Raw genomic sequence first — 26,299 nt, forward strand, 5'->3', positions numbered from 1 at the left:
TAGGCAAAATAAAAAGCCCCGCGATCTGCGAGGCTGTTGTGGGAGTTGAGGGGCTCGAACCCCCGACCCTTCCGGCTTAAGAGCCGGAATGCTCTGAGCCATCGATTAATTCCTTAATGTAAGCCCTGCTTTTCTTTGCTTTAATTTCTTTTTCCCGTTTCATTGCAGACGGTTTATCGGTGAAGGCTTCGTAATAGGCAATGACCCAGTCATTGCTTTGGCCGGTGAATCCTTTGTGATTGGAATTGTGTCTTCTGAGGCGTTCCTGCAGGTTGCCGGCGGTAAAGCCAACATAATATTTGTCTTTGGCTGCAGAATGCAGAATATAGACGTGAAACATAGGCAAAATAAAAAGCCCCGCGATCTGCGAGGCTGTTGTGGGAGTTGAGGGGCTCGAACCCCCGACCCTCTGCTTGTAAGGCAGATGCTCTGAACCAACTGAGCTAAACTCCCGATATGTCAATGCTCCTTTTGAAGCTTCTTTGTCCCTGTTTTACAGTGTGTTGTTCCGTAAAGGGATTGCAAAGATAAGGGGAAGTTATTTTATATTCAAAATATTTTTCAAAAAAATTTATTGCATTTTGCAGCATGTCATTTTACTGCAGGTTTGTTAAGGAGAAGGGGAAGGGTACTGTTCATGAGATCTATCATGATACGGAATATGGCTTTCCGCTGGAATCGGATAATGAGTTATTTGCCCGGTTGGTATTGGAGATCAACCAGGCGGGGCTGAGCTGGGAGACGATCCTGAAAAAGAAGGAGGCTTTTTATAAGGCATTTGATAATTTTGATATTAATAAAGTAAGCCGGTATACGCAAAAAAAATTTGACATGCTGATGGGGGATGCAGGCATTATCCGCAACCGGCTTAAGATAAATGCGGCCATCGAAAATGCCAAAACCATCACCGCCCTTCAAAAAGAATTCGGATCTTTTAAGAATTGGCTGAATCATCATCATCCCAAAACCAAAGAAGAATGGGTGGTGCTGTTTAAAAAGCAGTTTAAATTTACCGGTGGCGAAATCGTAAACGAATTCTTAATGAGTACCGGTTACCTGCCGGGCTGCCACGCGGAAGATTGCCCCACGTATAAGAAGATTCTTAAGAAAAAACCCATGTGGCTGAAGCAGTAAGCAGCAGCTTAATCAGAACGGCCGGATGCTGCTTATGACGCAAAAGGATTATGGCCGGCGATGCAGGGGCAACTGATCAATCAATAGTTCGCACAGGGAAGAGGGGTTGTACCGGCCAAATTCCGCGGATAGCCCTCCAATAGTTTCCTGGTAAACCGGGTTGCTCAGGATTTTTTGCACTGCGTTCTTTATTCTTTCCGGGCTGGGGTGCTCGGTGCGCAAATTGATACCCACCTTAAAGTAACCTACACGGGCGCATATTTCATTTTTCCCTTCGTGTATACCGGCAACTACCATAGGGAGTTTGTTACAGATACTCTGCATTACGCCGCCGTACCCGCCGTTTGAAATGAATACGTCTGCAAAGGGCATCACCTGGTTAAATGGGATAAAGTCCCTGATAATTATATTGTCAAACGCTTGATATCGCCCGCGCAATACGGCGGTATGCCAGCCTGCCGTAGTTGCTATCACCAGGTAATTAGTGTTTTTGAACGCTTCTATTGCTGGAACAATCAGCTTGTTTACATCGCCTTCAAAGGTCCCTTGTGTTACCAGTAACACTTTTTGATATTGACGAAGCTTATCTTCAAAGTCCAATGTCTGGGGTTTGCTGTTGTTATAGGGCAGCAAGGGGCCAATAAAATGAATATGGCTGCTCATTGTTGACCGTTTGTACTCAAACCCCGGTGTGCCGCTTTGTAAAAAAAGCGTTGCTTTGTCGATTTGTAGATCAAACAGGTTTTTACCATTGGTCGACATGCCCGCCCTCTGGTATTGCTCATCAATGAGTGTGTGCGGCTTTTTAAACAATACCCGGTTTGTAAGAAAGCGCAGGAATGCGTGTGCGGCGCTGCCTGCCAGGGTTTTAGCGGGGGTAAGTCCCATAATGGGCGGAGGTAGCTGCCGGGAGGATTCGCATAAGGGAAGAATGCCGATGGCAACAGCATGCTTATGGAGCTTTTCTTTTACAAACGACATTCCGGTGAAAGCACTGTCGCAGATAAGGATATCAAAATCGAAGCTTTCGTTGATATCTTTTATGTCTTCATAAAATTCAGTGCCCCGTGCTATGAAATAGGTACAGATGTCGAAGATGACCTTTTTGACATGATTTTTGATCTGCTTCCTTTGCGGAAATACTTCGTCAATATTGTGGATCGTTACTTCCTTGGCCTTCTTAAAAAGATAAAAAGGAATACCCAGCTGTTCGATCTTCGAAGCATAGCTGGCGCCGGTATACCACCTTACATCGTGCCCGGCATTTTTTAACTGGATGGCAAGCCCCGTCAAAGGACTAAAATGACCGTCTGCCGGGATATTGGCAAATAAGATTTTTCTTTTGGAAGCATCGCTAATCCGGGTAACAGGATGAACGGCGTCTGTTGATTTTGTATGCATTGTATGTTGTTGTTTAGACTGCAAAACAACGGCGATATGAATGCCGGAAAAAGTGTAATTTGTGCCTTAAAAGGGTCATTTTACGCCATGGGACTACAAGCAACTGCGATCAGGGACATACTCTATGCTGCGGCTACTTACGGGGAGGCTTACGATACCTTACGGGAAATGGCCGGCTTTACGCAGGATGAAATAAGCGATTCGGGGCAGGTAGTCGAGTGGCAGAAAGCTGCCAGATTATACGACCTCTTAGCCGATATCACGCAGAATGAGCAGATTGGGCTGGTGATGGGTGGTGATGTTTCTATGGCTATTACAGGTATGGTAGGGTTTATGATGCAGGCCAGTAAAAACCTGGAAGATGCCATTGATGTATACTGCAAATACGGGCAAATGGTGTGTCCGATGATTACCTATACCTATAAAAGAGAAGGGAAATTTGCCATTGTTGAATTGCACCAGAATGCCCTCTGGAAGTCGATGTACCCCCGCAATGCAAGGATTGCGATTGATTTTGTGCTGGCCTCAACGCTCCATTTTATAAAAACACTCTGCGGCAGGCATATTTATCCGCAGGCAATAGAAGTGGAGTATGCAAAGGATGCCGTAAGAACCTACCAGGATATACTGCATTGCCAGGTATTGTTTAATGCGCCTTTGCACCGCATGCTATTCCGGGCGGAAGATGTGGACACTCGGGTCATAACAAGCGATGCTTCCTTATTTGAGATGTTTAATAGTATACTGGGGCAAAAAAAATCGCTGGCAATACAATCCAGTTGCCGAGATGCAGTGAAGCACTTATTGCTGATGCAGCATAAAGGGCAGATACCCACCATCGAGGATGCTGCCTCTGGGCTGGATATGACTGTACGCACCCTGCAGCGAAAATTGACTGCTGAGCAAACCAGCTTCAGGGAAGTTGCTGCCGAAGTAAAAAAAGAACTGGCGCTGCACCTGATGAAAAACCATACCGGTACCATTACAGAAGTAGCCGAAGTGTTGGGTTATAATGACCTTCCCGCTTTTAGGCGTGCCTTCAAAGTCTGGACCCGGGAAACCCCAAAGACTATAAAAAAAAGATTGGTAACAACCTTGTAATGCCGCGGGGTACTAATGCAGGATCACGGTTCCTAAAAGATTGGTGATGTCCCGCTCCATATCTTTTAATGATTTGTGAATAAAATGGAGCTCCTTGAATTTATGCTCGCTTAAGGTCCCTGACATATCGTTCTGGTTCTGAAGCAGCATCCGGCGGATCTTTTTGAGCTTGAGGTATTGAATAGCAGATTCCACTTTTTGATTAGTGCGGTCTTCTGAGATCAGTTTGTATTTGTTGAGGTCGTTTTCGTTACCCTTGCTGATGACCCGCGAAAACGCCTCGAAGCTCTGGTTAAAGAGGTCGCGCTGATAGCCGGTATTGGGGCTGAAATCGGCCGCCCAGCGCTCACTTTCCTCATAAGGGTGGTTGAGCAGCGACACGGCAAAGGCACTGATCTTTTTATCTTCGTTGTAAATAAAATATTTATCATTCAATTGCTCGGGCTGGTTACGCAGCAACTGTTTAACGGCTGTGATCAGCAGGTTTACTTCGGGATCTTCGATTTCCAGTTCATCAATTTCATCAAAAACGTGCTGGGCTATCAGTGAGTTCTCATCCCATTGCCGGTTCCCGTATTCCAGCAGGATCCGGGCCAGCTCTTTTTCCTGCAACTGGTCTTTAAACAGCAGGTCAAAGGTCGCATCATCATAATTGGTGAGGGTTGCATCAGGGGCCTGCTGCTCTTTTTGGGCATTGCCGGCGGCCTTCCGCTCCATGGCGGTTACCTTATCGCGGATGTATTTGTTTACCAATGCGTGCAAGCCCGCTTCATCGATCTGCAGGATGGCTGCAGACTCCTTTATATAATCCTGCTGTTTGGTAAAGTCCTCGGCTTTGTTGATCCGGCTGATGGATTCAGCGATCTTGTTAACCAGCTCCGATTTCTTTACCGGGTCATCGCCGATGGCGTTCAGGGAGGACTCCAGCTGGAACAGGATAAAGTCCTTTTTATGTTTTTTGATGAACTCTGTAAATGCGGCAGCACCAACTTTATTCACATAGCTGTCCGGGTCTTCCTTGTCCGGGATCAATACCAGTTTTACATTCAGACTTTCCTCCAGCGCCAGGTCAAGGCCCCGCAGTGCGGCCTTGATGCCCGCTGCATCGCCATCATAAATGATGGTAAGGTTGCTGGTGTATTTTTTGATGAGCCGCAGCTGGTCTACCGTAAGCGATGTACCGCCGGATGCAACTACGTTTTCAATACCGGCCTGGTGAAGTGAGACTACATCGGTGTAGCCCTCCACCAGCAGGCATTCGTCTGCTTTTTCAATAGCTGTCCGGGCAAAATAGGATCCGTAGAGAATCTTACTTTTTACATAGATCTCGTTTTCAGGGGTGTTGATGTACTTAGGTGCCTTGTCGGTGGTTTTTAAAATACGCGCGCCAAAGCCCAATACCTTACCGCTGTGGTTGTGGATGGGGAAAATGACTCTCCCCCGGTAATTGTCGAGGAGTGTGCCGTTCCGTTCTACTACCAATCCGGTTTTTAAGAGTAGTTCCTTATTGTATTGTTTGGCCAGGGCCTCTTTGGCAAAAGCATCCCGTTCCGCAGGGGCATAGCCCAGCCGGAATTTTTCAATGATGCCCTCCCGGAATCCCCGCTCTTTGAAATAACTGAGACCGATGGCCCTCCCTTCTTCAGATTGCATCAGGCTTTGGGAAAAATATTGTTCTGCAAAACTATTGATGATGAAGAGGCTGTCTGCAATCTGGTACTGCTCTTTTTGTTCAGCGCTGGCAAAGGTTTCTTCCACTTCGATACCGTACCGGTTTGCCAGCCATTTCAATGTTTCTACATAGCTGTATTTTTCATGCTCCATAATGAAGCTGATCGTATTCCCGCTTTTGCCGCATCCAAAGCATTTATAAATTTCCTTGGAAGGGGAAACGGTGAAGGATGGGGTTTTTTCATTATGAAAGGGGCAAACGCCAAGATAGTTGGCTCCTCTTTTTTTTAGCTTTACAAATTCGCCCACTACATCCAGGATATCGATCCGGGACAAAATCTCCTGTATGGTATTCTGGGAAATCACGGGCCGAAATTACATGAAACCTGATGTAAAAAGGGAATTAAATATTCTTCCGGCTATTCCAAATAGATCTGCCCTTCCAGATATAGTTTTCCCCGGCCGCTGATCTCTACCCGGTCGCCTAAATGGCGGCATTGCAAAAAGCCCTTACGCTCAGAAAGTTGCATGGCTGAAAGTGCCGTTTTTCCCAGGCGCTCTGCCCAGTAAGGAGTAAGACTTGTATGAGCGGAGCCAGTTACCGGATCTTCATTGATTCCGGATTGCGGTGCAAAAAAACGGGATACAAAATCGGCGCTCCTGCCCGGCGCCGTAACGATGACCCCGCGTGCATTTAATGCTTCAATAACCTGGAACGTCGGCACCAGGCTCCGGATAGCGTCTTCATTGTCAAACACCAGCATGTAATCGGTTTTTCCCTTAAAAGCCAGACCGGGCCGGATATTGAAACAGCTCGCCAGCTCGTCAGACAATGTTGCGGGCTGCAGGGGGTCGGTTGGGAAATTGAGGGTCAGGAGCTCCCCATTCCGGGTTACAGTCAGTGTGCCGCTCCGGGGTGAATGGAACCGGATGCTGTTGGTTGTATGTCCTTCCCGTTGAAACAATACAAATGCCGCCGCCAGTGTAGCGTGGCCGCAGAGATCTACTTCAACGGTTGGAGTAAACCAGCGGATTTCGTAATAGTCTGCATGTGGTACGTAAAAGGCGGTTTCGGCCAGGTTATTCTCCATTGCTATCTGTTGCAGTACAGTGTCCGGAAGCCAGTGCTGAAGCGGGCATACCGCTGCCGGGTTTCCTGAGAATACTTCGCTGGCAAAGGCATCTACCTGGTATATGCGTTGTGTCATTGGTTTTGTTGTTGATTGAGTTATTAGATTGCTATTGTTACAGCCACCGGCGTACCTTTTTCTTATAATTCAGGTAGGGCACGCCAAACCACGACTCCATCCATTGCTCCTCGCGCAGTATGAACCGGACGTGCAGCAACAGGATAATCATGGGGATTATTACCAGTGGTGTAAGCGTACCCAGGACGATACCGACTCCCGTAAGTATGGTTACCAATCCGAGATACATCGGATTTCTTGTAAAGCGGAATGGTCCCCCGGTAACCAGCGTTGTAGCCTTTGCTCCCGGCCGCAGACGGGTACCCAGTTTACGAAAAAGTATGCTGCCAGCGGCACTGAGAAGAAATCCGGCAACGATCAGCAGGATCCCGGAATACCGGTATGGAGATTCCAGCCAGCGCAAAACGGGAAAATACCGGTCAAGCAGGACCATCAGGATGATCGCGAGCAAGACGTATACAGGGGGCGGAACACGGGGGATGGAATGGCTCATTGTCGATTATTGAATTGCTTGTTAAAATGGACGGCAATAGGAATGGGTCTTCCAAATTTACTACAAAAATTGATGGGTCAGCGTGTTTCATGAGACGCGGGTGCAAAGCATGCTTGTAAACTTCTTTTGGCGTCAGGGTTCGTGCGCAAGGAATTTGCGGGTTCGCAAAGATGTTTAACGTATTTCAGCGTAAAAAAAAGCTGTTTGAAAATAACTATTCAAACAGCTTTTGTTTCTTATATAAGCTTACTAAAAGCTCAGGCATTCCTTCAGTTCCCGTTCTGTATAGGCAAGCCCGTATTGCTTCAGTACATCATCCGGTACGCCATTCCATTGGTTGGGCTGGCTGCCGGCATACCCGATATCCTTTACTCCGATCTCGGAGGTATAAAAACCGGTAACGGTAAGATCGCGCATCCGCGAAAAAAATGCCACGCCCTGGGCCAGTTCCGGTTTTCCTTTCGCCCTCTCCGGGTAAGCAATAAGGTCTACCATTTCAATTTGCTGTTGCCCGGCACAGTCCTTAAATGCCTTGCCATATTTTTTCAGGCATTGCATGTCAAGCCAGCGAAGTCCGCCTCTTAACGGCGTTTGCAATCCGGGCTGGTCTTTTACAGTAAACTGTATAAAGTCAGGAACCTTTGCGTCACTGGCACTACCGCTCACTTCATCCTTAGGAATGATAATGTCTGCAAGGATCGTAATGGTAGCCATTTCCCCGGCGTTAAAAAAGTCCGGCATTTTTTCCACCTCTTCCTCATGTTTTTTTTCGTCTTCATACCGGTGAAGCCCGGTTTTTTTATCAGGAGTGGCCGTAGTGGATTCACCTTTCTTTTCGCCCGGGTTACAACCAATGGCAAGGGAGCCTGTGGCCAATGCCCCGGCCGCGATATATTTTAAGGAATCTCTTCTTTTCATATTTGATGTTTGACGTTTAATGTTTGAGGTTCGAGGTTTAATATCAAAGCTCAAACTCTTAACCTCTAATGTTTTTAAAGATTTTGTTTTTTCATTTCATCAATAATGTATTCGCTGGCGCGCATGCTCAGTGCAAGGATGGTCCAGGTAATATTCTTATTGGCCTGGGAAGTAAACTGGCTGCCATCCACACAAAACAGGTTCTTACAATCGTGTGCCTGGCTCCATTTATTAAGCGCCGATGTTTTTGCATCATCGCCCATACGCGCTGTTCCCGCCTCATGTATGATCCACCCTGGTTTGTCAATACCATAATTGTTTTCCGGCCCGTCATCGCCCCAGGTGATTACGGCGCCCATGTTGTGCATGATTTCCTTAAAGGTTTCCTTCATGTGTTTTGCCTGCTTAACTTCATAATCGCTGAGCTTCACATTGAATTTTAAAACCGGGATGCCATATTTATCTACCACGTTGGGATCGATTTCGCAGCGGTTATGTTCATAGGCAATGGCTTCACCCCGTCCGGCCATGCCCACGCTGGCTCCGTAGAAATAACGCTGGTCTTCTTTTAGGGATTTACCATAGCCCCCTGCTTCTTTTTTCTGTCCGTTTACGGGGTATTTGCCATTAAAGGATTCAATACCCATCCCAAATCCATAAGCCGGCTGACCAAATCCGCCCCAGTATTCGATGTGGTACCCCCGTGGAAAATCCAGTTTTTTATCATCGCCCCACCAGGGCGAATAAACGTGCATACCGCCCACACCATCTTCATTGTATCGTTTGCGGCCAAAAAGTTCGGGAATATAACCGCCCATGGCAGCGCCGGTACTATCCTGCAGGTATTTGCCCACCACATTGCTGCTGTTGGCCAAACCATTGGGGTGGCGTTGTGATTTTGAATTGAGCAACAGTCTTGCCGTTTCGCAGGCGCTGGCCGCAAGGATCACTACACGGCCTTCTACCTGGTACTCCAGCATATCGTCTTTATTAACATAGGAAACGCCTGTAGCCACGCCTTCGGAATTAGTGAGCACCTCCCGCGCCATGGCATTGGCGATCACTTCCAGTTTGCCGGTTTTTAGCGCGGGGTAAATCAATACATTTGTGGAAGAGAAGTCGGCCTTGGCCATGCTGCAGTTCCGGCCGCATTGTGCGCAAAAGAAACAGGCGCCCCGGTCATCATTTATTTTTTTGGTAAGGATCGACAAGCGGGAGGGAATTACCGGCACATTGGATTTTTGAGCTCCTTTTTTGATAAACAGCTCGTGCAGGCGGGGCTTGGGGGCTGGTAAAAAAATACCATCCGGCTCATTAGGCAAGTTTTCTACGCTTCCAAAAATGCCAATGAGCTGGTCTACCTTATCATAATAGGGTTTTATATCTTCATAACTAATTGGCCAGTCGGCGCCAATACCATCATGGCTGTAACCTTTAAAGTCCTTGGGGCCAAAACGAAGGGAGATGCGCCCCCAGTGGTTGGTTCTTCCTCCAAGCATACGTGCCCGAAACCATTCCCAATCGGTGCCGCTTTCTTTTGTATAGGGTTCTCCCTCAAGCTCCCATCCGCCATAGCAGGCGTCAAAATCGCCAAAGGGGCGGTACTTGGTTGCCCGGCCTCTTCGTTTTGATTCCCAGGGCCTTTTTAACTGAAAGATTTCTTTTTGAGGGTCGTACATGGGCCCTGCTTCCAGCATACACACACTTAGTCCGGCTTTTGAAAGCGTATATGCAGCCATACCACCGCCTGCGCCGGAACCAACAATCACCACATCATATTTCTTGCCTTGTTTTTTAATTTGCAATTCTTTCATTTCAGATGGCCTGTTTTAAATTTTAAAATAGTGACCCAAGATACAATGAAATGTTTAAAAATTTAAACAGGTTCTCTGCCTATTTTTTTAAGTTCTTCAGCGAAAGCCCGTTTTAAATGATTTTCGGCTAATTTTAACGGGAATTTGAACCCCTGCAAATAAGTATACTTATGCAAAAAAGCTGTTTACCTGTTGTGATCCTGTTTTGTGTGGTGGGCATTGGGGTACTGGCCTATTTTCTCGGAAAGCGGAACGGTACCAGGACCGTTGATCATGTTGCGCTCAATGCCGCCTTTGTACAGGAGGTGGCCGAGCTGTCATCACTGGAAGTACAGGGCACCGCCAGTATTAAAACCACCAATATTGCGAACGATGGCAGCCTGTCTGATGAATTGAAAAAAATGTTTACGGAGCAAACCCTGAACATTTCGGTTCCGTATATTGCCAAATATGGTGTAGACCTGGCGGCACAGCAGCTCACAATTGAGGAAAAAAACAAGCAGGTATATATTGTTTTGCCCACGCCGCAACTTCTTAGCTATGAATTGCGTCTGGATCGTGCGGATGCTATGACCCGGAAAGGGTTGCTCGTAAGCCCGGGAGAAGCAGCATACAGTACGGTTGAAAAAAAACTGTATACCGGTACCCGCAAACAGATGGAAACTTATACCATGTATATTGAACAGGCAAAAGAGAAAATACGGAAAGTACTGGAGCTTTATTACGTGCCCATGCAGTTTAAAGTGGATGTGGTATTTAAAGACGAAATAAAAAGTAAGGTAAATACCCCCTTAAATTAAATAATTTTTAAAAAAAGCCAAAAACTATCAACTGTTAATATGCTGTTTAAACGAAATTTATTACTTTGATTGCTTTTTAAAACTAAATTTAAAATATTTTGCCATTATGAAACCAAAAAATCAATATTCCAGAAGAAAGTTTATCCGGAACTCGGCGCTTGCAGGGAGTGCCTTTTTTATTGTACCAAGGCATGTGCTGGGCCGGGGGCATGTAGCGCCCAGCGATAAACTGAACATTGCAGGTATTGGTGCTGGTGGAAAGGGTGAAAGCGACCTGGCCAACTTTGCAAAAAGCCCCAATGTAAATATTGTGGCGCTTTGTGATGTGGATGATCGTCTGGGGACGGTAAATTCAAGGAAACGATTTCCCAAGGCCAATTTTTATAAAGATTTCCGGGAGATGCTGCAAAAAGAAGCGAAGAATATCGATGCCTGCAGCATCAGTACCCCGGATCATACCCATGCCGTGGCTACGCTGGCAGCCATGCAGCTGGGAAAACATGTGTATACGCAAAAGCCCCTTACACATGATATATATGAAGCCCGTATACTGGCGCAGGCTGCAAAAAAATACCGGGTAGTTACGCAAATGGGTAACCAGGGCGGATCCGGCGATGGGGTGCGCCGGATGAAAGAGATATATGATGCCGGGCTGATTGGCGATATTGTGGAAGCGCAGGCCTGGACCAACCGTCCCATCTGGCCGCAGGGTGTAGCCAAACCATCGGGCAACCATCCGGTGCCCAGCGAATTGAATTGGGACCTGTGGCTGGGTACCGCACCCAAAGAAGACTACAATCCTGCTTATGTGCCCTTTAACTGGAGAGGATTCTGGGCCTATGGTACCGGGGCGCTGGGCGATATGGCCTGCCATATTATGGATCCTATTTACCGGATCCTTCCCATTGATTACCCTACATCGGCAGAGTGCAGTATTGCCAACCAATGGACGGGCATGAACCAGGAAGCGAACAATGTGGACAGCTGCCCGGTGGCTTCGATCATTCACCTTGAATACCCGAGAAAAGATAAAAAAGCCACTCTGAAAGTATCCTGGTACGATGGGGGACTGCTTCCCAAACGTCCGGATGAGCTGGAGCCCGAAGAATCCTTTGGTAACTGGGATGGCGGGGTGCTGTTTATTGGTACCAAAGGAAAGCTGCTGGCTGATTGTTATGGCGCTAATCCGAGATTGCTGCCACTGTCGAAGAATGAGAGCGCAAAAGCCGTAAAACAAACTATTGCGCGTGTGCCGGGTGGTACAGAAGGACACTACCTGCAATGGGTGAATGCCTGCATTGCCGGTTATGGAAAAGGCGTAACCAGTTCGCCATTTGAATATGCCGGACCGTTTACTGAAAGCATCCTGATGGGCAACCTGGCTATCCGGAGCGCTCTGTTTATGGACCCAAGCGTATCCGGCTGGGGTAAAAGCAAATTTACCGGCCGTAAAAAACTGCTGTGGGATGCAAAAAATATGAAGATTACCAACTTTGATGAGGCCAACCGGTTTGTAAAAAGAACCTATCGCGAAGGCTGGGGCAGCCTGACCCTTTAAGCGGCTATTTTATTTTATCATGTTCAAATAATTTTTGACGCAATTATGGATCAAAAGAATCAAAATTCCAGGAGAAAGTTTGTCCGCAATGCAGCGCTGGCCGGCGGGGCCTTCTTTATAGTGCCAAGGCACGTATTGGGAAGAGGCTTTGTAGCTCCCAGCGATAAACTGATAATAGCCGGCGTGGGCGTTGGCGGAAAAGGCTCTGGTGACATCAGTATGTTTCACAAAAGCGGGAACGCGGAGATCGCCTTCCTTTGTGATGTGGACGATCGCCAGGCAGCGGGTAGCCGGAAACGTTTTCCAAATGCAAAGTATTACAGCGATTGGCGCGAACTGCTGGATAAAGAAAGCAAACACTTTGATGCCGTTAGTGTAAGCACTCCGGATCATACGCATGCTATTGTGGCCTTTCATGCCATGCAGCTCAAAAAACACGTATACGTGCAAAAGCCCCTCACACATGATATCTGGGAGTCGCGTATGCTGGGAGATGCGGCAAAACGGTATAAAGTGGTGACCCAAATGGGCGACCAGGGCTCATCAAACGATGGAGTGCGGGATCTGAGAGAGTGGTATGAAGCCGGCCTGATTGGTGAAATTGAGTCGGTTCATTGCTGGACGAACCGGCCGGTATGGCCGCAGGGTATCGTATGGCCTTCAGAAAAACCACCGGTACCCAAGGGGCTTAACTGGGACCTTTGGCTGGGTACGGCTCCCTACCGTGCATACGAAGACAATGTAGTTCCCTTTAACTGGCGGGGCTGGTGGGATTATGGTACCGGCGCCCTGGGCGACATGGCCTGCCATATAGTAGGACCCGTATTTAAAGTGTTGGGGCTGGGCTTTCCAACGGAAGTTACCTGCAGCCTGTCTACGCCTTATGTTAAAAACTGGACGCAGATGTATGCGCCCGATAGCCCCCCGGTTTCTTCATCCATTCATTTTAAATACAAAGGAAAGAACGGCAAAGACATTAAACTCCATTGGATGGACGGAGGTATTCAGCCGGAGCGGCCGGATGAGCTGGGACCCAATGATATTATGGGCGGCAAAAATGACGTAGGCAATGGCGCGCTCTTTGTGGGAACCAAGGGCAAGATGATGTGTGGCGTGTATGGCCAGGATCCTACCTTGCTGCCGGTTTCGAAAATGAAAGGATTGAAAGTCTCCCGTAAATATGCGCGCATACCCGGTGGTGCCGATGGACATTACAAACAATGGGTAGATGCCTGTATTGCAGGTTATGAAAAGGGACATAAAATGGTAGACTCGCCCTTTATCGGCTATGCCGTACCATTAACCGAAAGTATCCTGATGGGTAACCTGGCTATCCGCAGCTTTAACCATAAAGATGCAAATGGCAAATTCCCCGGAAGAGGTATTACTTTGCAGTGGGATGGCGATAATATGAAGGTGACCAATTTTGAGCAAGCCAATCAATATGTAAAACGTACTTACCGTGAGGGTTGGCCGGATCTTAAGTTTTAACAACGGTCACTGAATTGCATATAAAGAGATTGTCTCAGAATGGGACAGTCTCTTTTTTTTTGATGCCGGAAAAGAGCACGCTAATAATAAACCGGTATCAAAATTATATAACAAGACTGGCCGATACAATGTGATTGTATGCTTCGTTTAAGAAATTCGGAATTAAATGTTTGTTTGTCCACAGGATCTTGTCCGGATCCTTTAGCTGGTCGATCATGCTGGTCAACTTCGCCTCGCCATGGTTTTCGATTACGGTATTGCGTTTGTCTTCCGATTGAAAATGTTTCAGCATTCCATCTGCATCAGCTTCGGGGTGAAACTGTGTGCCAAACATATAAGGATTGAATGAGATGCCCATCACGGCTCTTTCATAGGGTACATGCGGCCGCTCCTTTTCAATACAGGTAATATAAGCGCCCATGTCGTTCAGTAAAGAAAGGTTTGGTTGTATCAACTGAAAATCCCTGCTGTCAACCGCATAAAAAGGATCGTTTAGGTTTTCAAATACGGGATGCATCTTTCCTTCAGGAAGTATATGTATGGGGAATACCCCAAAAGATGTTGACCGCCGTTTGCAGATCAGCCCCGCATTAAAATACCGGCTGGCCAGTTGAAAGGAATGGCAAATGAAGAATACATATTTTTTTTGTTCATTACCCGGGTTCTCATTCCACCGCAGTACCTCGTTGAGCCACTTGTTCCAGTTAATATCCCAATCGTCAAAACGGGTGCTTAACGGGTCTCCGGGTCCGCCGCTTGAGATATAGATATCGTACGACATATCGGGCAAATCATTGTTTACACGAACGTCAAATACATCGTAAGTCAGGTCAACCTGTTTTTCGTTTGCCCACCGGTACACAATCTCTTTAATGCAACGCATTCCCTGGTTAGGATGCCCGTCATTTAAATCCAGTATTGCAAAGCGAACACATTCTTTTTCCATCGCCATCCTGCAAAAATAGCGATTGAAGCCTTAATGGTACTTAATCCTGCTCAAGAATTACTAACAGCTGTGTATATTTAACACTTACCGGTATTTTTTGGTAATGGTATAACCTACTTTGTCATTGACTCTTTTCAATACATTTCCATTGATCTGCCGCCGTCTTTTGCGGTCAGACCGGTCCAGGAAAACACCTTTATTGTTAAACGGCTGGGGTGTTTCAAAAAACACCAACGTGCAGTAGCTTTCACCCTTCAGGGTACTGTTAAGTGCCTTATTTCTGACAGACATCTGGATAAGCCGGCGGGCCTGCAGTCCTTCATAATAATCAACGTTTGCAATCCATGTGCATTGGATAGCACGCATATCTTCCACCAATTTTTTTATTTGAGGGGCATTATAATGACGCGCTTTCAGGCTGTCTGTAAAAGCGGGCCCATAGATATTGAAATGATAAATATATTTAATGCTGTCCTCGTTGAATTCGAAGGAAATGTTGGTAAAGGTCTTTTCTTCAAACAGGATGGAGAAAGGATGCTGGCTATATAACCGGTTAAAATCATTTTTTATGCTTTCCAGCTGCTGCTCATTTTTTGCGTAGAAATTTGCGGTGAAGTTTCTGGGGTAGGAACAGCCCCCGAGGGTGCTTAGCAGCCCGAAGATCACGATTAATATGAATGTGTCCTTTTTCATTTTGAAGCCTTTGGGATCCACAGGCTGACCCCATAGATAATGTTCTTTAAAAAATCCGGTGAGAGCTGCTGTACGGCCCTTGCACCATAGTCCCAGTATTCGAACTGGATATTGCCGTCCGGAAGCCGCCGGATATCGGTAAGTAATACATAATGGGTGGGGGTGCTGATCAGTGATTCTGTGTGCGATTTTCTGTAGAGCTTTTTATTGTTCAGGTAAAGGAACACCAGGCCTTTTTGCATTTGCGCCTCCAGGTGTGCCGGGAGGTCCCTGATAGAAGGCCGGAAAAGATCTGCACCCTGGGCCTTTACGTTGCCGTTGAAAAGGCGCCGGAGCATCCGGTTAAACTTTGCAAAATTGGTAGAAGCCCAGAAGGTATTTTCATCACCCTTTTGAAAGCGCCGGTTAAAAAAGTTGAGATAACCTTTAAAATGGTCTGCAAGGGCAAGAAACCACATTTGGCCGGCGGGGTTAATGTCCAGGGAGCCTTTATAGCGCAATAGCCCCGCCTCCATGCGCACCGGTTTGCTGGGCCTCAATTGGGTCTTGCCAATGTTGGCCTGGCCGTTCCTGTAAAGTTCCACCATAAACCGTGCAAAGCCCAGGGGGTCATAGGAGAGCGGGATATAGGTAAGTGCAGAGTAGGCGCAAAAATTGGTGGTCTTGCCCTCGTAAAATGCAAAGGGTTGTGTTGTAAAAGTTTTCAGGTTCTGGAGCAATCGCTCCGGCGCAACATTGGGCCACCACTTGCTCTGGCGAAGCTCTTTAATACTGCTGAGGTATTGCAGCGCCTGTTCCGGAGAGCTTTTAGGTGCAATGTCCTCCGGCAGGGCCGCGTTGCTCTTTTGCACGAAAAAGATCAGGAGTGCAATGAAAACAATATGTTTTATGGTTTTTATTTTCCGGGTCAGGGTCATCATGATCCCGAAAATAGTGATTTTGAAATTAATTTATTCGGTACCCGTTGTGCGTGAAGAATTTTTTCGGATGCGTTTCAGCTTGTAAAAGTCTGTATTCAGGGATAGTATGGCCTGGTCAAGAGGGTCCAGATTTATTTTTACCCGGTTCCTGCCTTGCGGCACCAGTACAAAAAAGCTCTTGCCGGATTTGTCCGGATTCCCGGAGGGGAGCTGTATATATAACCGGTGCTTCTTATACTCTTTGCCATTGTCAAAATAAACCTGTCGCTGGTAGTCATATTCGCCCAGGGTATTGCTGTAAAACGGACTGAATTGATCCTGGAAAGGTGAATAGGCTTCTGTCTCCGATTTTGTATACCACTTGCCGGCAACTTCCTGCCCGTCTTTTTGTATATAGGTTAGTATATGGTCCTTACCAAAGCTGAGTATGCTTCCGGGTGAAAGAAGGGGGTTTGTTTCTGAAATGATATCGCTGTTGGTGATCTTCCATTGACCAGAAAGAAGCGCATCCGGCTGAATGGATTTTACACTGGTACAGGCACCGGCAAACACCAACAGGGAACCAAGCAGTATTTTCATATTGGATTTTTGATGAAAGTACGATATGAAAATTTGTTTTCCTGTTTTCTGATGTTAAAACTTTGTGTGATTATTTATTAGCCTCTATATCGCCGTTAAACGAAATAGGGGTTCTGTTGAGGTTTGTTACCCGCAGCGATGCAAACCCCGAAGGAGTAACCGTAAGGTAAAGTGATCGTACCTCGTTGTTGTCCTTTGGAGTGATTTCTATTTCATAGTTGTTTTTGCGCAGGGTTTTCTTATATTCAAATTTTGTGGAAGTGAATTTGATGCCTCCCTTTGCAGGGTCTATCGGTGCGGTATAAGACCTGCCAAAGAACGGGAGATAAGCGATAACCGAATCCGGTGTAATCCTTACATCATAGCGCGATGTGAGTTGGTAAAGATTACTGGCATTGGGAATTAATACCCGGGGATTGAACCGGCTATCTTCTGTAGGAAAAACACTGCTGGCTACAAATGTATACTGCTGGGTTGTAATGGCCTCCGCTACGGCAGCGGACGTGCCGGCTGTTTGTTTTTGAGAAGTGCAGGAGGACAAAATGCTGATTGCCGATAACCAGATCAGCAATGAATGATGTATTGTTTTCATAAAAACGATTTTATTCATGATGCGATCCGGAAGTAATTTACACAATTTTACCCGAATATTTCTGGTTGGTGGATTTGACAGTGTGGGAAATGTGAAAGTTTGGGAAGTGTGATAATGTGGGAATGGGGGGCGGTAAATGAAGCATTTAATCAAAATTGTTTCGCTAAGCCCGTGAGATTGTTCCCGCAGATTGAATGGCGCAGATCAACCATAGAAAGGCCCGCAGCCTAACGGGAAACTGACTCTCAGAAGCCGTTTGCACGATAAATTGGCAAAGCAGCTGAGTGTGCCTTTTTTGAAGACGTCGCCCACAGTTTTAAATTGGCTCTTGTCCGTAAAAACCAGGGCCATCCAATCATTGGCCGGGAGAGGGGTATTGCCTCGGAGGATCTTACAAAAAGGGGTTTCAACCCGTTTGTAAAGCTACGAAAGAGCAACAGGGTGCCCCATCGGCCCGGGGCATGATTTTGACCCGCTTCTAACCCTGGTTTTCGTCTTTGGGCAGTTCCGGTCCGTTTAAATGTACAACATGCTGCCGTTGTTGTTTTTTACGCATGAACAGGTTCAGCAATTCCACGATGAAAGAGAACGCCATTGCAAAATAGATGTAATTTTTCAGATGGAGCTCATGCGCCATCTCGGAGTTCCATCCTTCTACAATCAGGCTTACACCGATCATGACCAGGAAGGATAAGGCCAACATTTTTATAGTGGGGTGATTCTGTATAAAATCAGAGATCCTCGCGCTAAAGGTAAACATTACAAACATCGCAACGATTACTGCAGCAATCATGATTTCGATGTGTTTGGCCGTGCCACCCGCCGTAATCACGCTGTCGAACGAAAAAACGGCGTCAATAACCAGTATTTGTCCGATGGCCTGTCCAAAACTGAGCTGTTTTTGATTTTGAGTGGCCTCAGACGGATTCTCCCCTTCCAGCTTGTGATGGATCTCTTTTACTGATTTATAAATCAGGAAAAGACCGCCCACCAGCATTACAATGCTCGCCAGGTCAAGCCCTTTGCCAAACCAGGACTCAGGAATGATATGTTTTCCTTTTTGCGCCAGCAGCCAGCTTAGCGCCATCAGCAGCAGGCAGCGGGATAAGATGCCGGTGATCATCCACACACGGCGGGCTTTTTTTCGTGAGTCCTTGTGAAGCCGGTTTAAAATAATGCTTACGAAAATGACATTGTCGATGCCCAGCACAATTTCTAAAATGGAAAGGATCAGGAAACTGATCAGGGAGTCTGCGGTGAATATTTCAGTGGTTGAAATTATTAAAAATTGCATAGTACGATTTGGTTTATAATTGTGTGCAGATGTTTTTTACTATAGTAGGTCCTTCGTAAATGAAGCCGGTCCAGATCTGTACCAGTGAGGCACCGGCAGCCAGCTTCTCTTTTGCATCAGCTGCGGTAAAGATACCGCCGGATGCAATAATGGGAATAGCGCCATCGGTTTGTTCGGTAATGTATTTTACTATGGCCGTGCTTTTTTGTTGCACCGGCTTGCCACTCAGCCCGCCGGCACCAATGGCATCAACCTCGTTGCCAGGTGTAACAAGGTTGCTCCGGTCGATGGTGGTATTGGTAACTACCAGGCCATCCAGCTTGATTTCGAGGGCCAGTGCAATTACATCATCGATCTGCTCCCGGGTAAGATCCGGCGCTATTTTAAGGAGTATGGGCTTGGCAAAAGCCTTGCCGTTATTGATCATTGCCAGGTTTAGCAAAATTTTACGGAGTGCGTCTTTGTCCTGCAGCTCCCGGAGGCCGGGGGTATTGGGGCTGCTTACATTGACTACAAAATAATCCACAAAGGGATGAAGCCGGGTAAAGCAGGTGGCATAGTCCTGCCAGGCATTTTCGTTGGGCGTGATCTTGTTTTTACCAATATTTCCGCCAATGATCAGGGGATACTTTTCACGGCTTTCCGCCTTTTTGGCGCTCCAGGCTTCCAGCCGCCGCGCAACCTGATCAACGCCATCATTATTAAAACCCATACGGTTGATCAGCGCTTTATCGGCCGGTAACCGGAAGAGGCGTGGCTGCTCATTGCCGCCCTGTGGCAGGGGGGTAACGGTACCAACCTCAACAAACCCAAAGCCCAATGCTTCCAGTTCATTAAGATAGAGTGCATTTTTATCGAAGCCGGCCCCAAGACCTACCGGGTTTTTAAAGGTCAGATTCAGGAACCGGGTTTCCCGCAACGGAGCATCGGTAAACGATCGGACAATTGATTTGCCCAGCCGGTTCCCGGTAAGCAAATGCAATTGACGCATGGCCATATAATGCGCGCGCTCCGGTGAAAAAGTAAAATAAAACTTTCGTAAAAGACGATACATAGCTGCAAATATAAACCAGAATTGAAAATTTGGGAATATGGATATTCTATAGGCGTTAGACGATAGATATTAGAAGATAAACATCTGGTATCCAGTATCCAGCGTCTAGTATCTAGTATCTAGCATCTAATATCTAGTATCTGGTATATGGTATCCAACATCTTACATCAAGCATAATAACGGATTCAACGTCAAACATTGAACGTCAAACATCAAACTTTCCAGTCGATGGGATCAATGCCCTGCGTTACCAGGTACTCATTGGTTTTTGAAAAAGGCCGGCTTCCAAAAAAACCATTGTAGGCGGAGAGGGGGGAAGGGTGTGCAGACCGCAGGATCAGGTGTTTTGATGCATCAATCAGCGCAGCTTTTTCCTGTGCAAATTTCCCCCATAAAATAAAGACCACATGGGTTTTGTGCTCCGATACCTTCCGGATAACAGCATCCGTAAAGGTTGCCCATCCAATTTTTGAATGACTCATCGGTTCGCCCGCGCGCACCGTTAACGAAGCATTGAGCATAAAAACACCCTGCTGTGCCCAGTGAGTCAGATCGCCGCTTTCGGGGGCAGGAACACCAAGATCTGCTTTTAGTTCTTTATAAATGTTAACCAGCGATGGGGGAGGCGGTACGCCTTTTTGAACGGAAAAACAAAGACCATGTGCCTGGCCGGGGCCATGGTAAGGATCTTGTCCGAGGAGCAGCACTTTTACCTGGTCGAATGGAGTGGTATTAAAAGCATTAAAAATATTTTTACCGGCGGGGTAGATGACTTTCCCTGCCTGCTTTTCCATTTTCAGATGCTGTACCAGTGATTCAAAATAAGGTTTTTGAAATTCCTCCGCTAATTCTTTCTTCCAGGAATCTTCAATTGCTACTTCCATTGAACTTAATTTGAGTAAAAATAATAACTATGTCCAGAAACACAAACATTTAATAAGCAGGGACTGTTTATTGGATTTTTTCCATTTATGTTTTAACTTGAAAAATATTTTAAGATAAATGGATTATATCGATTACTATAAAATTCTCGGGATTTCGAAGGACGCATCACCGGATGACATTAAGAAAGCCTACCGGAAACTGGCCCGTAAACATCATCCGGATCTGAACCCGGATGATAAAGAAGCGGTAAAATTGTTTCAGCAGATTAACGAGGCGCATGAAGTATTGAGTGATCCCGAGAAAAGAAAAAAATACGACCAGTACGGGGCCGACTGGAGGCATGCGGAGCAGTTTGAGCAGGCCCGCAGGCAGCAGTCTTCCGGCCGCCAGGAGGCGCCGTTCGGGGGCAGGGAATCCTATAGCTACAGCAGCGGTGAGGAAGGTGATTTTTCCGACTTTTTTTCCTCCATGTTTGGTAGTGCCAGGGGTAGCAGCGGAGGACGCTCGGCTGCACGGTTTAAGGGCCAGGATTACCGCGCGGCCGTACAGATGAAACTATCGGAAGCCTATCAAACCCATCAGCAAACCTTTACGGTAAATGGCAAAAACATTCGCATTACGGTTCCTGCCGGGATTGAGGACGGGCAGGAAATCCGGATTGCCGGTCATGGCGCACCGGGCGCCAATGGCGGCCCCAACGGGGATTTATACATCACGTTTACAATTGTGAATGATACGGCGTTTGCCCGCAAGGGAAACGATCTGTATGCCCATCTGGCACTGGACCTTTACAAAGCGGTGTTGGGCGGGGAAGAAATGATTGATACCATAACCGGAAAGGTGAAACTTACTATTGCACCGGGCACGCAAAATGAAACAACCGTGCGTCTGAAAGGAAAAGGATTCCCGGTTTACAAAAAAGAAGGAAACTTTGGCGATCTTTATATTACATACCGGGTACAGCTGCCAAAACATTTATCCGAAAAGGAAATTGCATTATTTAAAGAACTGGCAAAGGAGGCTGAAAACAAATCATGACAGAGCAGACAAATAGTATATCCATAGAACAATGCTGTTCTTACTATAGTGTTGAAGTGGCATTTGTTCAGTCCCTGAATGAACATGGGCTGATTGAGTTAATACAACAGGATACGCATTATTTTATCGGGTTTGAACAACTGGCCAATCTTGAAAAGTATATGTATATGCACTACGATCTGGATATTAACATAGAAGGGCTGGAGGCTATTGCACATTTGCTGAATAAGGTGCAGACCCTGCAAACAGAAGTGCGTGCACTCCGGAATGAGTTGGGAAAATAATTAATAAACGAAGTAGTTGAAAGGCGCTTTTTATCAGCAATGGTATCGGGTAGTGATACGGCTGTCCTGCATAATGTTTTGCTGGGCTGCCGGGGGGGCGTATGCCGGAGCTCAAAACGCCGGTGTACCCCGGGCTATTGCCGATTTGTTTTATATCCAATACCCCTATGCTACGGATCTGAAATGCCTTGTAAAAGGCGGCAGGACAACTATCGATTTCCTGATGAAGAATGAAAAGTATGAAGCCGTGTATAAAAAAAATGAGTGGAAGTACACGGTTATGGATTTTAGTTTTGACCGGCTTCCGGAAAAGATAAAGGCCGGCTTCAGGCAGTCGCGGCTCGGGGATGCCGTTGTGGCGGATGTTGATATCCTTTCCATTCCAAGCGGTTATGAAACCTACCGGTTCCAATTGCAAGATACTCCGGCGGCTAAACGATATCATTATTTTAGTGAATCGGGAAAGCTGCTGCACGTGCAGGCACACGAAGGTCTGCCTGACGCTCCTCAATTTTAACAGCCTTTCTTTCTTTTTTTTGCCTATTTTTCGCAGAAATTAAAATTTGGGATCATGCGTACCTTAAAAGGGTGTTTGTTTGTTTTATTGGTTATAAGCGGTTTTCCGGCAAAAGCACAGAATGGTTACTGGCAGCAGCGGGTAAAATATGTGATGAACATTGACATGGATGTACAAACCAACCGGTTTACAGGAAAACAACGATTGGAATATTGGAACCATTCACCCGATACATTGCACCGGGTATATTACCACCTGTTTTGGAATGCTTTTCAGCCGGGCAGTATGATGGACGAGCGAAGCAGGAGGCAGGGAACCATCCTGATGGGGGATAAGCCCGACTGGGATAAACGGGTTAAGGACCGGATCAGCAACCTGAAGCCGGAAGAGATCGGGTACCAGAAAGTAAGTGCCCTTACTATGAACGGAACACCCCAGCCCTATGAAACACGCGGCACCATCCTGGTGGTAACGCTTACGCGACCGATACTGCCCGGCCAGAAAGTGATTTTTGATATGAGCTTTGAAGCCCAGGTGCCGCTGCAGATCCGCAGAAGCGGAAGGGATAACCCCGATACCAAAGTGCGGTATTCGATGAGCCAGTGGTATCCAAAGATCAGCGTTTACGATAAGGAGGGCTGGCACCCCGATCCTTATGTGGGACGTGAGTTTTTTGGAAATTTTGGCGATTTTGAAGTAAATATCACGATCGACAAAAAATATATACTGGGAGGCACGGGGTACCTGACCAATGCCAATCAGATTGGTTATGGATATGAAGCGGAGGGGGCTACCGTGGTGCGGCCGGCGGGCGACAGGCTTACCTGGAAATTTGTAGCGCCGGAAGTACATGATTTTATGTGGGCCGCAGATCCGGAATTCATCCATCAGTCAAAAAAGGTCCGCAATGATCTTACCCTGCACCTGCTGTACAAAGTGGCGAAATCCAAACCCGAAAAATGGGAGAAGGTCCTGGCCGATGCAGAACGGGCATTGCCTTATATTGAGCGAACCTTTGGTCCCTATCCCTACAAGCAGTATTCTTTTATTACCGGGGGCGATGGGGGCATGGAGTATCCGATGGCCACCTTGCTGGCATCGCCCGGTGCCTGGCTGCACGAATGGATGCATGAGTGGTTTTATGGCCGGTTGGCCACCAATGAAACACGGTACCCCTGGATGGATGAGGGCGGTGCCGACTATGCCGATACCCGTGTTTCTGCCTGGCTGAATCAGCAGGGGGTGCCGGGCTACAGTCAACCAGACTCTACCTATTTTTCCTACCTCGACCTGGTAAAAAGCGGTAAAGAAGAAGCGTTGAGTACCCCCGGGGATCATTTTAATACGAACTTTGCCTATTCCAAAGGCAGCTATATTAAAGGCGCTTTGTTTTTGGTGCAATTGGGTTATATCCTGGGCGATGCCGTCCGCGACCAGGTATTACTGAATTATTACCAGCAGTGGAAATTCAAACACCCGGGTCCGGAGGATTTGATCCGGACCGCTGAAAAAACAAGTGGTACAGTGCTGGATTGGTACCGCGATTACTGGATTTATACCACCCGGACTATCGACTATGCGATTGATAGCTTGTGGGAAGCCGGGGGAAAAACGCGGATCCGGCTGCGCAACGATGGACTGATGCCGATGCCGGTAGATTTCCTGATCACGCTCAGGGATAGTTCACGGGAAATGCATAATGTTCCGCTTGACCTGATGTACAACGCCAAGCCACCGGAAGATACGGCAGTCAAATGGCAGGTTGATCAGCCCTGGCCCTGGACAAACAAATATTATATCGTAGAAACCAATCACCGGCTAACAGATATCATTGCGGCAGAGATAGACCCATCGCAGCGGATGGCAGATGTAAAACGCAGTAATAACCGGATCCTGCTGAAATATTGATATTCTTTTACGCGCCGTTGCCTCCTTTGCGGTTCGTATGCCCTATTTTTACAGTTCATGAAACGCAAGTATGTTCCGCAGCTGGTAACAACGGTGGCTAAAAAAATAGCCTACCGGTTTTACCGTTTTTCAGAAAAAGTATTACAGCCGCCGTTTGACCGGTACGATTTTGAAACCTTTGATGTGCTCAAACGGGTGCTGCGGAAAGATAGCAACTGCATTGATATCGGGGCGCATAAAGGAGAGATTCTGCAGGCGATCCTGAAGGCGGCCCCGGCCGGCCGGCATATAGGGTTTGAGCCCATTCCATATTTGTTCAATCAGCTCCAAAAAAAATATGGCGGACGGGTGCGTCTTTTTAATACGGCCCTTTCCAGTGAGGCAGGCGAAGCAGAGTTTACGGTGTTTAAGGATCGCCCGGCTGTGAGCGGGTTAAAAGAGCGGAGTTTTGAGGATGCCCATTATGATACAGAAAAGATACGGGTAAAGCTGGAGCGTTTGGAAGACCTGGTACCCGGAAACCAGCCCGTTCACCTGATCAAGATTGATGTGGAGGGCGCTGAGCTGGAAGTATTAAAGGGCGCAAGACGCATCCTGGAACAGTATAAGCCCTTGGTGTTGTTTGAGTTTGGAAAAGGCGGCAGTGATCTTTATGGCGCCACACCGGAACTGGTGTTTGATTTTTTTGATGAACTGGGCTATACCCTTTCCCTGCAGCAGTATTTCCTTAAAGGCCAGCCGGGCTTTAACCGTCATGAATTCATTGGCCAGTTTGAAAAAGGGTACAATTATTTCTTTATGGCCTATCCTGCGGGGGCGGAAATTTAGAATGCAAAATATAAAATGTAGAATATTGAAGTGCATTAATCCTTTTCCCGGGGTGTACTGCTTTTAAGGGGTTGTAGTATGGTTTTTATAACTTTATTAAAAATAAGCTTATGAATGGTCCATATCGTCCGGTGCCTTTTGATCCGGAAGCTCCCATGGTGTATCAGCCGCATGCAGGCAATGGCTCCTTTGGTCGCATTCAACCTGGCCCGGAGGCTTACTGGAAGAACGAGGGCGACTATCTTCCAGAGCTCGTTAACAAATTTGATCAGTTGCCAATCAAAATCCAGACAATTGCAAAGCAGGTGTTGGCCGATAGCCTTCAACAATGGGCGGATAAAGTGACTTTTCATAGTGCTCAGGTGTACAGTCCCGAACGCTTTTTTAAAGATGAGATGCTGGCACAATCAAACTATCGGCTGATACCCAACTACCGGCTCTGGTTTATTTTTTCTTTTCCCGAAATGCGGGTTCAGGAGTACTGTTTTGAAATGAGCTTCGATAAGCTTGGTCAGGTCCTGAAAATTGATTTTCCACGCTTTTTTCTTCACCTGGAACAAACATTGCATCATTATGAGCTGGCCCAGAGGCTGGCCCTGAATTATGTAAAAGCGCAGCGCTATAAACCCGGCCTTTTTGATGTGGAATTTCAATATTCTGAGGACTCCGGGAGGCTAAACTGGAAATTTTATTACCTGCAAAATGAAGTAGATACTCCGGAACGCAATCAAAAATGGATCCGCATAATCATTGTGGACTCACTGATGCCATTGGTGATCTATGACCAGGAGCTTCGCGCCAGCTGGGGTAAAACCCCGGTTCGTGTAGAAGGCGGAACGGTGGTGTCGGAAACAATACGACACGGCAAAAAGGTACAGGTGGTGCGTTTTACAAATACGGTGAAGGATGGTATTGATCCCGGGGAAGGATGACCTCCTGGAAGCTGTTTAAAGAACAATTCAATAAAACCGGTTTCGACCCGTTTATAAAGCTACCAAAGAGCAATGGAGCGCCATCGGCCCGGGGCATGGCAGGTGTTGTAGCTATGACGCTCATGGGATCCATTGTACGCTTCAAAGCCGCGCTAAAGCATGGCTTTAATCGATGACAACGCACCGATGGCCCCTATTAAGGATTATTGAAATGCCATTGAGGCATTGTGAGCCATTAAG

27 protein-coding genes and 1 tRNA gene are annotated in these 26,299 nt (G+C 46.9%); 12 read left to right on the forward strand and 16 right to left on the reverse strand.

Annotated features, from left to right (window positions below; genetic code table 11):
* Positions 1–76: 76 nt before the first annotated feature.
* Both GGU45_RS16350 and GGU45_RS16355 read right to left on the reverse strand, forming a co-directional pair.
* Complete coding sequence (locus GGU45_RS16350) at positions 77–340, reverse strand: GIY-YIG nuclease family protein (RefSeq protein ID WP_435226524.1); 264 nt, start codon at positions 338–340, stop codon at positions 77–79.
* 38 nt (positions 341–378) lie between these two features.
* A tRNA-Val gene (locus GGU45_RS16355) sits at positions 379–453 on the reverse strand.
* Between the two features lie 135 nt (positions 454–588).
* Between GGU45_RS16355 and GGU45_RS16360 the strand changes: the two genes are divergently transcribed.
* Positions 589–1,134 (forward strand): DNA-3-methyladenine glycosylase I, encoded by a 546-nt coding sequence (locus tag GGU45_RS16360; protein ID WP_435226525.1) that lies wholly within the window; start codon positions 589–591, stop codon positions 1,132–1,134.
* 48 nt (positions 1,135–1,182) lie between these two features.
* Here the strand turns inward: GGU45_RS16360 and GGU45_RS16365 are convergent, their stop codons facing one another.
* Positions 1,183–2,535, reverse strand: coding sequence for a glycosyltransferase (locus GGU45_RS16365; RefSeq protein WP_435226527.1), 1,353 nt, complete (start codon positions 2,533–2,535; stop codon positions 1,183–1,185).
* 87 nt (positions 2,536–2,622) lie between these two features.
* Here GGU45_RS16365 and GGU45_RS16370 point away from each other — a divergent pair, with 87 nt between their 5' ends.
* Complete coding sequence (locus tag GGU45_RS16370) at positions 2,623–3,636, forward strand: AraC family transcriptional regulator (RefSeq protein ID WP_435226529.1); 1,014 nt, start codon at positions 2,623–2,625, stop codon at positions 3,634–3,636.
* 12 nt (positions 3,637–3,648) lie between these two features.
* On the opposite strand, the gene dnaG is transcribed toward GGU45_RS16370, so the two are convergent.
* The 5 genes from dnaG to GGU45_RS16395 all read right to left on the reverse strand — a co-directional run bounded on the left by dnaG (position 3,649) and on the right by GGU45_RS16395 (position 9,740).
* Entirely contained in the window at positions 3,649–5,673 is a 2,025-nt protein-coding gene (dnaG, locus tag GGU45_RS16375) for a DNA primase (protein WP_435226531.1), read from the reverse strand.
* Between the two features lie 53 nt (positions 5,674–5,726).
* A complete protein-coding gene (locus tag GGU45_RS16380; protein ID WP_435226532.1) occupies positions 5,727–6,515 on the reverse strand; it encodes a PhzF family phenazine biosynthesis protein in 789 nt (262 codons plus the stop codon).
* A gap of 37 nt (positions 6,516–6,552) precedes the next feature.
* Positions 6,553–7,008: a methyltransferase family protein gene (locus GGU45_RS16385; RefSeq protein WP_435226533.1), complete on the reverse strand. Its 456-nt coding sequence runs from the start codon at positions 7,006–7,008 to the stop codon at positions 6,553–6,555.
* 249 nt (positions 7,009–7,257) lie between these two features.
* On the reverse strand, positions 7,258–7,926 hold the full coding sequence (locus tag GGU45_RS16390; RefSeq protein WP_435226535.1) for a gluconate 2-dehydrogenase subunit 3 family protein: 669 nt from the start codon (positions 7,924–7,926) through the stop codon (positions 7,258–7,260).
* A gap of 74 nt (positions 7,927–8,000) precedes the next feature.
* The gene (locus GGU45_RS16395; RefSeq protein ID WP_435226536.1) at positions 8,001–9,740 is read right to left on the reverse strand and encodes a GMC oxidoreductase; all 1,740 of its coding nucleotides are present in this window, start codon (positions 9,738–9,740) and stop codon (positions 8,001–8,003) included.
* Positions 9,741–9,910: 170 nt separating this feature from the next.
* Between GGU45_RS16395 and GGU45_RS16400 the strand changes: the two genes are divergently transcribed.
* From GGU45_RS16400 to GGU45_RS16410, 3 genes are all read left to right on the forward strand, one after another.
* The gene (locus GGU45_RS16400) at positions 9,911–10,540 is read left to right on the forward strand and encodes a DUF4230 domain-containing protein (RefSeq protein ID WP_435226538.1); all 630 of its coding nucleotides are present in this window, start codon (positions 9,911–9,913) and stop codon (positions 10,538–10,540) included.
* Between the two features lie 106 nt (positions 10,541–10,646).
* Positions 10,647–12,098, forward strand: a complete 1,452-nt coding sequence (locus GGU45_RS16405) for a Gfo/Idh/MocA family protein (RefSeq protein WP_435226539.1) — start codon at positions 10,647–10,649, stop codon at positions 12,096–12,098.
* A 45-nt stretch (positions 12,099–12,143) separates the two neighbouring features.
* Complete coding sequence (locus GGU45_RS16410; protein WP_435226541.1) at positions 12,144–13,589, forward strand: Gfo/Idh/MocA family protein; 1,446 nt, start codon at positions 12,144–12,146, stop codon at positions 13,587–13,589.
* Between the two features lie 103 nt (positions 13,590–13,692).
* On the opposite strand, the gene GGU45_RS16415 is transcribed toward GGU45_RS16410, so the two are convergent.
* The 8 genes from GGU45_RS16415 to ung all read right to left on the reverse strand — a co-directional run bounded on the left by GGU45_RS16415 (position 13,693) and on the right by ung (position 20,551).
* Positions 13,693–14,541: a type 1 glutamine amidotransferase gene (locus tag GGU45_RS16415; RefSeq protein ID WP_435226543.1), complete on the reverse strand. Its 849-nt coding sequence runs from the start codon at positions 14,539–14,541 to the stop codon at positions 13,693–13,695.
* Between the two features lie 78 nt (positions 14,542–14,619).
* A complete protein-coding gene (locus GGU45_RS16420; protein ID WP_435226545.1) occupies positions 14,620–15,228 on the reverse strand; it encodes a hypothetical protein in 609 nt (202 codons plus the stop codon).
* The gene (locus GGU45_RS16425) at positions 15,225–16,148 is read right to left on the reverse strand and encodes a hypothetical protein (protein WP_435226546.1); all 924 of its coding nucleotides are present in this window, start codon (positions 16,146–16,148) and stop codon (positions 15,225–15,227) included. The genes GGU45_RS16420 and GGU45_RS16425 overlap by 4 nt, the downstream gene beginning before the upstream one ends.
* Positions 16,149–16,178: 30 nt before the next feature.
* On the reverse strand, positions 16,179–16,727 hold the full coding sequence (locus GGU45_RS16430) for a hypothetical protein (protein WP_435226548.1): 549 nt from the start codon (positions 16,725–16,727) through the stop codon (positions 16,179–16,181).
* A gap of 70 nt (positions 16,728–16,797) precedes the next feature.
* Positions 16,798–17,319 (reverse strand): DUF4251 domain-containing protein, encoded by a 522-nt coding sequence (locus tag GGU45_RS16435; protein ID WP_435226549.1) that lies wholly within the window; start codon positions 17,317–17,319, stop codon positions 16,798–16,800.
* Between the two features lie 478 nt (positions 17,320–17,797).
* The gene (locus tag GGU45_RS16440) at positions 17,798–18,613 is read right to left on the reverse strand and encodes a TerC family protein (RefSeq protein ID WP_435226551.1); all 816 of its coding nucleotides are present in this window, start codon (positions 18,611–18,613) and stop codon (positions 17,798–17,800) included.
* A 13-nt stretch (positions 18,614–18,626) separates the two neighbouring features.
* Positions 18,627–19,667, reverse strand: coding sequence for a quinone-dependent dihydroorotate dehydrogenase (locus tag GGU45_RS16445; RefSeq protein ID WP_435226553.1), 1,041 nt, complete (start codon positions 19,665–19,667; stop codon positions 18,627–18,629).
* 212 nt (positions 19,668–19,879) lie between these two features.
* Positions 19,880–20,551: a uracil-DNA glycosylase gene (gene ung, locus GGU45_RS16450; protein ID WP_435226555.1), complete on the reverse strand. Its 672-nt coding sequence runs from the start codon at positions 20,549–20,551 to the stop codon at positions 19,880–19,882.
* A gap of 118 nt (positions 20,552–20,669) precedes the next feature.
* Here ung and GGU45_RS16455 point away from each other — a divergent pair, with 118 nt between their 5' ends.
* From GGU45_RS16455 to GGU45_RS16485, 7 genes are all read left to right on the forward strand, one after another.
* On the forward strand, positions 20,670–21,590 hold the full coding sequence (locus GGU45_RS16455) for a DnaJ C-terminal domain-containing protein (protein ID WP_435226557.1): 921 nt from the start codon (positions 20,670–20,672) through the stop codon (positions 21,588–21,590).
* The gene (locus GGU45_RS16460; RefSeq protein ID WP_435226559.1) at positions 21,587–21,874 is read left to right on the forward strand and encodes a chaperone modulator CbpM; all 288 of its coding nucleotides are present in this window, start codon (positions 21,587–21,589) and stop codon (positions 21,872–21,874) included. Before GGU45_RS16455 ends, GGU45_RS16460 begins: the two co-directional genes overlap by 4 nt.
* A gap of 16 nt (positions 21,875–21,890) precedes the next feature.
* A complete protein-coding gene (locus tag GGU45_RS16465) occupies positions 21,891–22,391 on the forward strand; it encodes a hypothetical protein (RefSeq protein WP_435226560.1) in 501 nt (166 codons plus the stop codon).
* A 54-nt stretch (positions 22,392–22,445) separates the two neighbouring features.
* Positions 22,446–24,299, forward strand: a complete 1,854-nt coding sequence (locus GGU45_RS16470; RefSeq protein WP_435226562.1) for a M1 family metallopeptidase — start codon at positions 22,446–22,448, stop codon at positions 24,297–24,299.
* A 57-nt stretch (positions 24,300–24,356) separates the two neighbouring features.
* Positions 24,357–25,127, forward strand: coding sequence for an FkbM family methyltransferase (locus GGU45_RS16475; protein ID WP_435226564.1), 771 nt, complete (start codon positions 24,357–24,359; stop codon positions 25,125–25,127).
* Between the two features lie 110 nt (positions 25,128–25,237).
* A complete protein-coding gene (locus GGU45_RS16480) occupies positions 25,238–26,059 on the forward strand; it encodes a hypothetical protein (protein WP_435226566.1) in 822 nt (273 codons plus the stop codon).
* Complete coding sequence (locus GGU45_RS16485; RefSeq protein WP_435226568.1) at positions 26,056–26,235, forward strand: hypothetical protein; 180 nt, start codon at positions 26,056–26,058, stop codon at positions 26,233–26,235. The genes GGU45_RS16480 and GGU45_RS16485 overlap by 4 nt, the downstream gene beginning before the upstream one ends.
* Positions 26,236–26,299 lie beyond the last annotated feature (64 nt).

This window comes from Niabella hirudinis, assembly GCF_051201075.1.
In the GTDB taxonomy this organism is placed as follows: Bacteria; Bacteroidota; Bacteroidia; order Chitinophagales; family Chitinophagaceae; genus Niabella; species Niabella hirudinis.